The following is a 12,681-nucleotide window of genomic DNA, read 5'->3' as shown; positions in this document are numbered from 1 at the left end:
TAACAATAGGGAAGTGTTACTTATTTATATAAATAATTATTTCGCTTTACGAGCTTCAATAATTGCAGTTGCAATATTGGTTGGCGCTTCATTGTACTTCAAGAACTCCATTGAGTAAGAAGCACGACCCTGGGTTTGTGAACGAAGGTCTGTTGCATAACCAAACATTTCTGAAAGTGGAACTTGTGCTTTAACTGTTTTACCAGTTGCAGTATCTTCCATTCCTTCGATCATACCACGACGACGGTTTAAGTCACCGATAACGTCACCCATATAATCTTCAGGAGTTTCAACTTCTACTTTCATGATAGGTTCTAAAAGCACAGGTTTAGCTTTCATGAAGCCATCTTTAAATGCCATTGAACCGGCAATTTTAAATGCCATTTCTGATGAGTCGACATCATGGTAAGAACCATCATAGATAGTGACTTCAACATCAACAATTGGGTAGCCAGCAAGAACACCGTTTTTCATTTGTTCCTGACAACCTTTATCAACTGCTGGGATGTATTCTTTAGGAACCACACCACCAACAATTTCATTGTTGAATTTGTAGCCTTCGCCACCAGCTTCTAATGGTTTAATTCTTAACCATACATGACCATATTGACCACGACCACCAGACTGACGAACAAATTTACCTTCTTGTTCAACTTCATTACGAATAGTTTCACGGTAAGCAACTTGTGGTTTACCAACATTTGCTTCCACTTTAAATTCACGCTTCATACGGTCAACGATGATTTCTAAGTGAAGCTCACCCATACCAGAAATAATTGTTTGACCTGATTCTTCATCGGTGTGAACACGGAATGAAGGATCTTCTTGTGCTAGTCGACCTAAAGCAAGTCCCATTTTTTCTTGGTCAGCTTTAGTTTTTGGTTCAACAGCAACAGAAATTACCGGTTCTGGGAACTCCATTCTTTCTAGAATGATTGGTGCGCTCTCAGCACATAATGTATCACCAGTTGTTACCTCTTTAAGACCGATAGCTGCTGCAATATCACCTGCGCGAACTTCTTTAATTTCTTCACGTTTGTTAGCGTGCATCTGAACGATACGACCAAAACGTTCTTTTTTATCTTTAACAGAGTTAAGAACGGTATCACCAGAATTTACTACACCAGAGTAAACACGGAAGAATGTTAAGTTACCAACAAATGGGTCAGTTGCAATTTTAAATGCTAATGATGAGAACGGTTCATCATCACTTGAATGACGCTCTGCTGCTTCACCATTTGGTAATTCACCTTTGATTGCTGGAACATCTGTTGGTGCTGGTAAATATTCAATTACTGCATCAAGCATGAATTGAACACCTTTGTTTTTAAAGGCACTACCACAAGTTACTAAGATGATTTCGTTAGCAAGCACACGTTCACGTAATGCTAATTTAACTTCTTCTTCAGTTAACTCTTCACCACCAAGGTATTTTTCCATTAACTCTTCATTTGCTTCAGCTGCTGCTTCCATTAAGTTTGCACGCCATTCTTCGACTTGCTCAACCATATCTGCAGGAACATCTTCATAAGTGAAGCTTACACCTTGATCAGCATCATTCCAGTTAATTGCTTTACGTTTAAGTAAATCAACTACACCTGTAAAGCCTTCTTCAGCGCCGATAGGTAATACTAATGGAACTGGTACAGCTGCTAAACGAGTTTTGATTTGATCAACAACACGTAAGAAGTTAGCACCCATACGGTCCATTTTGTTTACGAACGCGATACGTGGAACTTTATATTTGTTTGCTTGACGCCATACTGTTTCTGATTGAGGTTGAACACCACCAACCGCACAGTAAACCATTACCGCACCATCTAAAACACGCATAGAACGTTCAACTTCGATTGTGAAGTCAACGTGTCCCGGGGTGTCGATGATATTGATTCGGTGTGGTTCAAATTGTTGACCCATACCAGACCAGAATGCAGTAGTTGCCGCAGAAGTGATAGTGATACCACGTTCTTGTTCTTGTTCCATCCAGTCCATGGTAGCTGCGCCATCATGAACCTCACCAATTTTGTGACTTACGCCAGTGTAAAACAAAATACGTTCAGTTGTCGTAGTTTTACCTGCGTCAATGTGTGCACTGATACCGATATTACGGTAGCGTGCTATAGGGGTTGTACGAGCCATATTAATCCTCTATTTAGAATCGTTTGCTTATAAAATATCTTTTTGGGGACTGATAATAAATATTAATTATCAGTCTAATTTCAAGCGTCTTATATAAGCGCTTAAATTACCAACGATAGTGTGCAAACGCTCTATTAGCTTCAGCCATACGATGAACATCTTCGCGTTTTTTCACAGCGGTACCTTTGTTTTCAAAAGCATCCATAAGTTCATTCGCTAGGCGTAATGCCATTGATTTATCGCCACGTTTACGTGCAGCATCTACAATCCAACGCATTGCAAGTGCATTACGACGAACAGGACGCACTTCAACAGGAACTTGGTATGTAGAACCACCAACGCGACGAGACTTAACTTCTACAGTTGGTCTTACGTTATCTAATGCAACTTCGAAAGCTGCTAAGTGGTCTTTTCCACTACGCTCAGCTAATTTATCAAGAGCTGAATATACGATTGATTCTGCGACAGATTTTTTACCATCTATCATTAAAATATTTACAAATTTCGCCAGCAAATCTGAACCGAATTTCGGATCAGGTAAAATTTTTCTTTGACCGACAACATGACGACGTGGCATTGGAATACTCCGTTTATATGTTACAAATTTTCAGGTTTACCCAAAACTCAAATGAGTTATATGGAATTTATATAGTTTGGCCTTACTTAACGGAGTTCCATTAAGCTTTAGGTCGTTTCACACCGTATTTAGAACGGCTTTGTTTGCGATCTTTAACACCTGCGCAGTCTAATGCACCACGAACAGTGTGATAACGAACACCAGGTAAATCTTTAACACGACCACCGCGGATTAAAATCACGCTATGTTCTTGTAAGTTATGACCTTCACCACCGATGTAAGAAGTTACTTCAAAACCGTTGGTTAAACGTACACGGCATACTTTACGTAATGCTGAGTTTGGTTTTTTAGGTGTAGTGGTGTAAACACGTGTACATACACCTCGTTTTTGCGGGCATGCTTCAAGTGCAGGAACGTTACTTTTCGCTTCCTTTAGTGCTCTTGGTTTGCGTACCAGCTGATTAATTGTTGCCATTAATAAGCTCCTGATTAATTAAAATAAATTTAAAAATTGCTTTTTAGATACGTAATTAATAACTGTAGCCCAAAGCCTATTTATATAAGTTTTGGGTCGCAAGATTCTAGACCTCAATAGCTATAATGTCAAGTATTAGCACAGGTTCTTTATGTTATTTATCAATAATTTTTATGCATGAATAAATGCAAAATAAAAATACATTTTTTTTATTTTATTGGTGCTTTTTATCGCACTAGTTTATCCTAATAGATGGGATATAAATTAATACCAATATATAAATGTGACAATGAAAGATACACAGGTTGAAAGTTACAAAGTTGTTTTGCTATTTAATGCAAATAATATTTATGATCGACAAATCCTTAAAGGAATAGGCGATTTTCTAAAAGCGAATAATATTCACTGGAATATCTATATTTCCGAAACCATGCGTTATGATACAAATACAGCTTTCCATTTTGATTGTGATGGTATTATTGCTAATTTTGATGATCCAGATATTCAAGATCTACTCACTAATGTTGATATTCCAATAATTGGCGTAGGTAGTTCACATCATGATAATTCAAGTTATCCAAAGGTTCCTTATGTTGCTGCGGATAATTTTGCGATTATTGAGAGTGCTTTTAATCATTTATGTTCTAAAGGCATTAATCAATTTGCTTTTTATGGTCTACCACCTCATCGGTCTTGTCGTTGGGCGGCAGTAAGAGAACAGTTTTTTGAGCAAATCGTAAGTCAAAAGGGTTATGAAGGGTTTATTTATCAAGGAACAACTACATCTCTTGATAATTGGCAAGATAGCTTAGATAAACTCTCTAAATGGTTATTAACTCTGCCAGTTAATACCGGCATTATTGCCGTAAATGATGCGAGAGCTCATCATATTTTACAAGCTTGTGATAGAGTTGAAATAAAAATACCTGAAGAGCTATGCTTAATTGGTATAGATAATGAAGAAGTAATCAATGATCTATCGATGGTTTCCTTATCTACTGTAAAACAAGGAACCGAGGAGATGGGATTTGAAGCAGCTAAACTGTTGCAAAAAATATTTAATAAGGGAAAGGTTTCTACCTCGCCACGGTTAATTTCACCGAAAAAAGTTATTGAACGTCGTTCGACCGATTACCGTTCAATACAAGATCCTTATGTTATACAAGCTATTCATTATATCCGTGATTATGCTTGTAAAGGTATTAAAGTAGATCAAGTAACTTCGGAATTGCAAATATCTCGTTCTAATTTAGAACTTCGCTTTAAAACATCATTAGGTAAAACCATTCACACGGTCATTCATGAAGAGAAGTTTAATCGAGCCAAATATCTATTAATTGAATCCTCATTATCGATTCAAGCAATATCTGAGCAATGTGGCTATCCATCAGTGCAATATTTTTATTTTTTATTTAAAAAGTTATATGGCATGACTCCGAAGGATTTCAGAAGTAAATTTACCAATCTTAATTTACTATAATCAACTTAACATAAAGTTGAAAAATAGATTTATTAACTCGCTAAAAAGCAGAAGAGTGTTACCAAAGATCTTCTGCTTTTTAATATCAAGACATTAGCGGTTTTAATTGTTGATAAATGTTTCTAAACATAGCACGCTGTTGTTGGTAATATTCATGTTTTTCCCTATCTGGCTGGTGAGTTTGAATGGTTGATAATGGTGTTAACCATTGTCCTAAATCACTATCTGGGTTACAGGCTATTTGTGCCAGTTTAGCGGCGCCTAAAGCGGGACCAACTTCGCCACCCTCACAATAAACTATAGTATAACCAGAGATATCGCTAATTAATTGGCGCCAATATTTACTTCTAGCTCCGCCACCAATAACAATAATTTTATCAGGTGAAATGCCGGTTTGTTTTACCACATCTATACCATCTGCTAGGCCATAACTCACACCTAACAAGATTGCTTTAGCTAAATCGACTTTATTATGTTGATAGGTTAAGCCAAAAAATACGCCTTTAGCTTCTGGGTTATTATGTGGTGTTCTTTCACCTGATAGATAAGGTAAAAAATAGACTGGTGGTTTATCGTCAGATGGTTGTTCTTCTATCAAGCTAAATAATGTAGCAACATCTTTAATGTCTAACAATTGGCATCCCCAATCAAGACATGAAGCACTACTTAACATAACCGACATAAGATGCCAGCGATTGGGTAATGCATGGCAAAAGCTATGAATTGCCTGTTCAGGCTGGCTGATAAACCGATCAGTAACGGCAAAATAAACCCCTGAAGTACCAAGTGAAAGCATTGCTTGTCCTGGTTGATAAAGACCAACACCGATAGCACCGGCAGCATTATCGCCACCACCGGCAATAACTGGAATTGAATTTATTTTCCAACGTTTAGCAATATCATCAGTAACATAACCAGTTATTTGATTGCCTTCAAATAAGGTTGGCATATGTCGTCGACTTAAACCACAAGCATTTAACAATTGATCGTTCCAATCACGTTTTTCAACATCTAACCACATGCTGCCAGCAGAATCAGACATATCTGATGCATATTCGCCTGTAATTTTAAAGCGTAAATAATCCTTTGGTAAAAGTACTTTATCTATTTTGGCAAATATTTCTGGCTCGTGTTTTTGCACCCATTTTATTTTGGGTGCAGTAAAACCTGCCATCATCAAATTGCCAGTAATTTTTCTAGAATTTGGCACTAATTGTTCTAATTCATGACATTCAATATCACAACGACCATCATTCCATAAAATTGCTGGCCTTAATACTTGAGATGAACTATCTAATAGTACTGCTCCATGCATTTGTCCACTTAAGCCAATTGCTTTGACTCGTGTTAAGTCATGTTGATGGCTAAGTTCTTGTAGTGCTGAATCTGTTGCTTGCCACCATTGCTGCGGATCTTGTTCTGACCATAATGGGTGGGGACGGGATACGGTGAGTGACTTTGTATTTGACGCCACAATGCGTTGTTTTTCATCCATTAAAATTACTTTGACACCAGAGGTGCCTAAATCAATACCAATATACATATCTGCCTCCATTATGCAGCTATCAGAACTATAAATATAATAGTTCTGATAGATAAATACACAATGATTTTTTTAACCAAAAATAGATTTATTAACAATATTTTCTAATTGCTCTTGTGCTCCACTACGCGCTTTAGGTTGCAGATTATTTGCAAGACTATATTGTGCAATTTCTTGTAGCGACATATTCCCTTGTAAAATATCTTTACCTAAATTTTTGTCCCAATCGGCATAACGCTCAGCCACTTTTTGATTTAATAGTTTATCTTCAATCATTTTCGCTGCACATTTTAATGATAATGCCATAGTATCGATAGCACCAATATGGCCATGAAATACATCATATTTATCAATGCTTTGTCGTCTTATTTTGGCATCAAAGTTAAGTCCACCAGTGGTAAATCCGCCACTTTTTAATATTTCATACATAACTAGGGTGTTTTCCTCGACACTATTCGGAAATTGATCTGTATCCCATCCCAATTGTGGATCACCTCGATTAGCATCAAGTGAACCAAATATATCTAAGGCAATAGCTGAAGCTACCTCATGTTGAAATGAATGGCCGGCAAGTGTTGCATGATTTGCTTCAATATTGACCTTGATTTCTTTTTCTAAGCCGAATTGTTTTAAAAAGCCATAAATGGTTGCAACATCATAATCATATTGATGTTTGGTTGGCTCTTGTGGTTTTGGTTCAATCAATAATGCGCCATTGAAACCAATCTTGTGTTTGTTTTCGACAACTAGTTGCATAAATTTACCAAGTTGTTCACGTTCTTGGCGTAAGTTAGTATTTAATAGCGTTTCATAACCTTCCCGGCCTCCCCATAATACGTAATTTTGACCACCTAACTTATGAGTAGCATTCATTGCATGGACAACTTGAGTGGCAGCACAGGCAAAAACTTCCGGATCAGGATTGGTGGCCGCACCAGCTGCATATCTTGGATTTGTGAAACAGTTAGCGGTTCCCCATAATAAATTAACGCCGGTTTCCTGTTGCTTTTGTAACAGGATATCCGTCATCATGGATAAATTAGAGATATATTCTTGAATTGAATTACCTTCTGGGGCAACATCGACATCATGAAATGCATAAAAAGGAACATTCATTTTATAAAAAAATTCAAAAGCAATATCTGCTTTTGCCTTGGCATTAGCTAGTGGGTCAGCCCCCTTTTGCCACGGATAATTAAATGAATTTGCACCAAACATGTCGGTGCCAGCCCAACAAAAAGTGTGCCAATAACAGATAGAAAAGCGTAAGTGCTCAGCCATTGTTTTTCCCAAAATTATCTGCTCTGGATTGTAATGCCTGAACGCAAAAGGATTATTAGTTTGTGTTCCTTCGTATTTAACTCTTTCTATTTTTTCATAATATTGACTCATAATGTACCTCTAAATACCATTAATTAACTTAAAATCTATATTTTGGTTACTAAGTTTTCTAGATAACTAAACGTTGCTAAATCAGGTAATCAATATGCATGAGTTTTAACAACAACAACAATTACTAAATTTTGTAGCGATTTTATGTTTTTTGTTTTTTGTGACGCAGATCAAATTCTATAAAGGGCTAAAAGAAGGTGAAATGATTGTTGTAGTCTGTTTGAAATTTCAGATGAAATAATTGTATGGGGGGGGAAGAAGCTATTTCTACCATGTTAATGGTAGAAATAGTTTGATGAAATTAATGATGATCAATAAAGATGAATTTTAAAGCAAACAGTAGTGCAAAAACTATCACACAAAGATTTAATTCTTTAAACTTACCAGTAAATGTTTTCAATATCACATAAGAGATAAAGCCAAGTGCGACCCCTTCAGTAATAGCAAAAGCAAATGGCATCATTAATGCGGTAATAAATGCTGGTGTTGCATCAGTTAAATCAGACCAGTTAACTTTCATTAAACTTGATACCATTAAGATACCAACAAAAATTAGTGCACCTGATGTGGCATAAGGTGGTACTAAATGTGCTAAAGGTGATAAGAAAGTCATCATTAAAAATAATAAGCCAACCACCACTGCAGTTAAGCCAGTACGTCCACCAACTGAAATGCCTGCGGAACTTTCAATATAAGTTAATACAGATGAAGTACCAAATAACCCACCAAGTGAAGAACTGAAACTATCAATTAATAAAGCTTGACGCATTTTAGGAAAACGACCTTTTTCGTCAGAAAGTCCTGCTTTATCGGTTAAAGCTAAAATAGTACCCGATGAATCAAACAAGCTGACAATCATTACTGAAAAGATTACCCCGAGGATACCAATATTCAGTGAACCAGCAAGGTCAACATGGCCAACAACGCTGCCAACACTCGGTGGAACTGCTGCAATTCCTTGATAACTAATATTTGGATCAAGCCATAGCGCTAGTAGGGTCACGACAAGAATAGAAACTAACACGGCAGCATGAAAATTGCGGGTAGCAAGGATAACGATAATAAAAAATCCAAGCGAACCTAATAAGACTTTAAGTGACAAAATATTGCCTAAGGTTAGTAATGTAGCTGGCGATGCGACCACAATACCCATATTTTGGAATCCCATAAAAGCAATAAATAAGCCAATACCAGCACTAATACCGGCGCGTAAACACTGTGGAATATGTTCGATTAACCAATGGCGGACTTTAAATAGTGATAATGCAAAAAAGACCAATGAGCCCCAAAATATCGCTCCCATCCCAACTTGCCAAGAATAGCCCATTGCACCGCATATTCCATAAGCAAAAAAGACATTTAGCCCCATGGCAGGTGCTAAAGCAATCGGTAGATTGGCAAATAATCCCATCATAATTGTCGCAAAAGCGGTGACAACACAAGTTAGGACAAACACTGCTGATTTATCCATTCCTGTTGCAGATAAGATTGAAGGATTAACAAAGATAATATAAACCATGGTTAAAAAAGTGGTGCAACCGGCGATAAGCTCGGTACCAGGGGTGGTTTTTTTCTCTTTTAATTGAAAGATTTTTTCGAATAGTGAATTCATAAATTAAAGCCCAATTTAGGTTGATAGTGATCCATTTTGATATAATTTTATATCTTTATTTTTACCGAAGTAAATTTACGGTAAAAATAAAAAAGATATAAAGTGATTACTTCATATCTTTAAAAAACGTAAAAACACTGCGCTATTATTGCCAGTAATTTATTTTGGTCAAGCGTTATTCTAAATAACAAATAGCATTTTATTAGTGATCAATTATGCTTATAACTTAGCGCTAACATAGTTTTTAGCTATTTAATGGTACACTGGATAAAATGCTGATTATCAATAGATTAGTTAGCCAAAATATCTAATTTATTTTTAGTAATTTTTACTTTTAAAATCCGATGACTTTCGATCTCGGCGACTTCAAATAGATAGTCACCAATCTGTATGGTTTCACCAACATTGAGTAGATGTTGGGCTTTTTCCATCAATAATCCCGCAAGGGTATGATATTCTCGCTTATCATCAATCGGAATCGGTACAAATCTTACTAATTCTTCTACTGGGATGTAGCCATTTGCAATCCAACTATCATCATCTAAACATTGGATGTCATGTTTAGCATCGATCTCTTCTTCTTCAGTTGGAAAATCACCAGCAATGGTTTCAATAACATCGGTCACTGACACCACACCTTGCATTGATCCAAATTCATCAACCACAAAAGCAAAGTGAGTTTTGGCTTTTTTGAATTGTTCCAGCGCTACAAGTAATGATACTGTTTCAGGAAAAATTAATGGTTGTTTGATTAATGAATTAATATCAAAGGGTTGTTTATTTTGTAAAATATCTTTTAACAGATCATTAACTTGAATGATACCTAATGGTTCATCAATTGAAGCATTATCAGTCACTACTAAACGTGAATGAGGATTGTCAAAAATTTCTTTTAATATTACTTCTCGATCATCATTGATATTGACCATATCAACATCTAATCGAGATGTCATGATACTGCTTACTGAACGTTGAGCTAAACCTAATACTCGCTCAACCATGTTTAATTCTTGATGATTAAATACTGAGGTTTTTTTATTATTATCAGATACCACATCAATGGTATGGCTATCGGGATCTTCTTCAGCATCGCCTTTAAGTAAATGTAAAATAGCTTCGGCGGTACGTTCGCGTAGAGGTTTTTTGTTTAATGCTTTTCGACGGTTAAATATGGCTAGTTGATTAAAGAATTCAATCATAATCGAGAAGCCGATAGCTGCATATAAATAGCCTTTTGGAATGACAAAACCGAAACCTTCGGCAACCAAACTAAAGCCAATCATCAATAAAAAGCTTAAACATAAAATAACAATCGTTGGATGGGAGTTAACAAAATAGGCTAATGGTTTACTGGCAACCATCATAATCGCAATAGCAATACAAACAGCGATAATCATCACAGGAATGTGCTCAACCATTCCTACAGCGGTAATTACTGAATCGAGTGAAAATACGGCATCAAGTACCACGATTTGCGCAACAACAGTCCAAAAATGTGAGGTTTTTTTCGGTTTGCCATCCTCGTGTGATGCACCTTCTAAACGCTCATTGAGTTCCATTGTCGCTTTAAACAGCAAAAATATTCCGCCAAGCAACATAATTAATTGCCGAGCATTGAAACTAATACCTGATATAGAAAATAGTGGGGTGGTGAGAGTAACTAACCAGCCAGTAAACATTAATAACAATATTCGGGTTATTAATGCAAAAGCAAGGCCTGTAATGCGTGCTTTATCTCGTTGTTGAGGCGGAAGTTTCTCGGCAAGAATGGCAATAAAAACAATGTTATCAATGCCAAGGACGATTTCAAGTACAACTAGAGTGGATAAACCAATCCAGATTGTAGGATCCATGATCCATTCCATATGTCAGGTGATTACCTCTAATGATCACAGCACATGCTGCTTGGTAATTCTGTCTGTAATTAGCAAAATAATCAATAAAATATTTAACTTTTTGACTATTTTATCGAAAATTGTTGATTAAAAGCCTTTATTAGGCGTAAAAATTAACTTCGCCAGAATGTCGGTGTGAATAAAACTAATAAAGTAAATATTTCTAGTCGACCAAATAACATGTCAACGACCATGACCCATTTCACCATATCACTGACATGAGCAAAATTATCACTGACACTACCAAGGCCAACGCCTAAATTATTTAGCGATGAAGCAACGATATAAAATGAGTCAGTTGCATCAATTCCTGTTGCCATAATAATAAATAAACTCACTAAAAATACTAATGCATAGGCAGAAAAGAATCCCCATACCGCTTCAATGATACGTTCTGGTACTACACGATTATTGAGTTTTAAGGTATAAATTGCATTAGGGTGAATAAGTCGTTTTAACTCTCGTGAACCTTGCATAAATAGTAGCAGTACCCGAACAACTTTTAGTCCACCACCAGTAGAACCAGCACAGCCACCAATAAACGAAGCACATAATAAAAAGATGGGTAATGACGATGGCCAAGTATTAATATCGTCGACGGTAAAGCCTACTGTTGCTGAAACAGACACGACTTGTAAAATAATTTTGTCGATACTAAGATGGCGTTGCGGCTGATAAATATAGATCACTAAAGCGCAGATAATAATTAAGATAAGCAGAATAAAGATAAACGTTCTAAACTCTTGATCGTGCCAATATACTTTAAGTGAAATGCCATTTAATGCGGCAAAATGTAGAGCAAAATTACATCCTGACAAAATGAGGAACAAGGTAACAATATAGTTAATTGTTGCACTATTAAAATAAGCTAAATTGTTATCATGGGTCGAAAAACCACCCATTGATATCGTTGAAAAGCTATGTGAAATAGCATCAAAGATATCCATTCCAGCACACCACAAACTTATTGCACATAAAGTAGTGAGTAAAATGTAAATCGACCAAAGGGTTTTTGCTGTTTCGGCAATACGTGGTCGCATTTTACTGTCTTTTTGTGGACCAGGAATTTCAGCTCGATAGAGCTGCATACCCCCGACCCCTAATAGTGGTAAAATTGCGACCGCAAGTACGATGATCCCCATACCACCTAACCATTGCAACATTTGACGATAGAAAAGTAGCGCTTTGGGTAAATGATCCAAATTGACAATAGTGGTGGCGCCAGTGGTTGTTAATCCAGAAAAAGACTCAAAAAAAGCTGTGGTTAAATTAAGATTGATATGATTATCAAATAGGAACGGGAATGCGCCAATAGTGCCTAAAACGACCCAAAATAATACAACAATGAAAAAGCCTTCTCGAGTACTTAATTCATGGCGTTGATGACGATTAGGAAACCACAATAACACACCTAAAATTAATGCTGCAAAAAATGAACGAACAAAAATAGCACCTGCGCCGTCACGATATATTAATGCCACTAGTGCAGGTATTAACATAAATACTGACAATAGTGATATTAATAAACCGATAATTCTTACAATTGAGCGCCAATGCATCATATATAG

The 12,681-nt window shown here is 36.5% G+C and carries 9 protein-coding genes; 1 reads left to right on the top strand and 8 read right to left on the bottom strand.

Features of this window, described 5'->3' with window-relative positions; genetic code table 11:
* Positions 1-36 precede the first annotated feature (36 nt).
* The 3 genes from fusA to rpsL form a co-directional block, all read right to left on the bottom strand.
* On the bottom strand, positions 37-2,139 hold the full coding sequence (gene fusA / locus H3U97_RS08335; RefSeq protein WP_065614139.1) for an elongation factor G: 2,103 nt from the start codon (positions 2,137-2,139) through the stop codon (positions 37-39).
* Between the two features lie 106 nt (positions 2,140-2,245).
* Positions 2,246-2,716 carry a 30S ribosomal protein S7 gene (gene rpsG / locus H3U97_RS08330; protein ID WP_065578189.1) on the bottom strand — a complete coding sequence of 157 codons (471 nt, stop codon included), beginning with the start codon at positions 2,714-2,716 and terminating at the stop codon, positions 2,246-2,248.
* Positions 2,717-2,816: 100 nt separating this feature from the next.
* Positions 2,817-3,191: a 30S ribosomal protein S12 gene (rpsL, locus tag H3U97_RS08325; protein ID WP_034883792.1), complete on the bottom strand. Its 375-nt coding sequence runs from the start codon at positions 3,189-3,191 to the stop codon at positions 2,817-2,819.
* Between the two features lie 289 nt (positions 3,192-3,480).
* Here rpsL and H3U97_RS08320 point away from each other — a divergent pair, with 289 nt between their 5' ends.
* Positions 3,481-4,671: a DNA-binding transcriptional regulator gene (locus tag H3U97_RS08320; RefSeq protein WP_198198698.1), complete on the top strand. Its 1,191-nt coding sequence runs from the start codon at positions 3,481-3,483 to the stop codon at positions 4,669-4,671.
* 85 nt (positions 4,672-4,756) lie between these two features.
* Here H3U97_RS08320 and xylB read toward each other — a convergent pair whose 3' ends face one another.
* The 5 genes from xylB to H3U97_RS08295 form a co-directional block, all read right to left on the bottom strand.
* Complete coding sequence (gene xylB / locus H3U97_RS08315) at positions 4,757-6,214, bottom strand: xylulokinase (RefSeq protein ID WP_198198697.1); 1,458 nt, start codon at positions 6,212-6,214, stop codon at positions 4,757-4,759.
* Positions 6,215-6,286: 72 nt separating this feature from the next.
* Positions 6,287-7,606 (bottom strand): xylose isomerase, encoded by a 1,320-nt coding sequence (gene xylA / locus H3U97_RS08310; protein WP_065578186.1) that lies wholly within the window; start codon positions 7,604-7,606, stop codon positions 6,287-6,289.
* Between the two features lie 301 nt (positions 7,607-7,907).
* Positions 7,908-9,218: an NCS2 family permease gene (locus H3U97_RS08305; RefSeq protein ID WP_065578185.1), complete on the bottom strand. Its 1,311-nt coding sequence runs from the start codon at positions 9,216-9,218 to the stop codon at positions 7,908-7,910.
* A gap of 290 nt (positions 9,219-9,508) precedes the next feature.
* Positions 9,509-11,083 (bottom strand): TerC family protein, encoded by a 1,575-nt coding sequence (locus tag H3U97_RS08300; protein WP_065650729.1) that lies wholly within the window; start codon positions 11,081-11,083, stop codon positions 9,509-9,511.
* A 143-nt stretch (positions 11,084-11,226) separates the two neighbouring features.
* Positions 11,227-12,672 (bottom strand): TrkH family potassium uptake protein, encoded by a 1,446-nt coding sequence (locus H3U97_RS08295; protein ID WP_065650737.1) that lies wholly within the window; start codon positions 12,670-12,672, stop codon positions 11,227-11,229.
* Positions 12,673-12,681: the final 9 nt, after the last annotated feature.

The sequence above is a fragment of the Gilliamella sp. W8128 genome (assembly GCF_016100545.1).
Classification (GTDB): Bacteria; Pseudomonadota; Gammaproteobacteria; order Enterobacterales; family Orbaceae; genus Gilliamella; species Gilliamella apis.
The sequence above is the reverse complement of the archived record's forward strand: the minus strand, read 5'-3'. Positions and strand labels throughout refer to the sequence as shown.

Bases quoted from the DNA above. Each gene is read 5' to 3' on its own strand.
- fusA (WP_065614139.1), bottom strand. From the start codon at position 2,139: ATGGCTCGTACAACCCCTATAGCACGCTACCGTAATATCGGTATCAGT.
- rpsG (WP_065578189.1), bottom strand. From the start codon at position 2,716: ATGCCACGTCGTCATGTTGTCGGTCAAAGAAAAATTTTACCTGATCCG.
- rpsL (WP_034883792.1), bottom strand. From the start codon at position 3,191: ATGGCAACAATTAATCAGCTGGTACGCAAACCAAGAGCACTAAAGGAA.
- H3U97_RS08320 (WP_198198698.1), top strand. From the start codon at position 3,481: ATGAAAGATACACAGGTTGAAAGTTACAAAGTTGTTTTGCTATTTAAT.
- xylB (WP_198198697.1), bottom strand. From the start codon at position 6,214: ATGTATATTGGTATTGATTTAGGCACCTCTGGTGTCAAAGTAATTTTA.
- xylA (WP_065578186.1), bottom strand. From the start codon at position 7,606: ATGAGTCAATATTATGAAAAAATAGAAAGAGTTAAATACGAAGGAACA.
- H3U97_RS08305 (WP_065578185.1), bottom strand. From the start codon at position 9,218: ATGAATTCACTATTCGAAAAAATCTTTCAATTAAAAGAGAAAAAAACC.
- H3U97_RS08300 (WP_065650729.1), bottom strand. From the start codon at position 11,083: ATGGAATGGATCATGGATCCTACAATCTGGATTGGTTTATCCACTCTA.
- H3U97_RS08295 (WP_065650737.1), bottom strand. From the start codon at position 12,672: ATGCATTGGCGCTCAATTGTAAGAATTATCGGTTTATTAATATCACTA.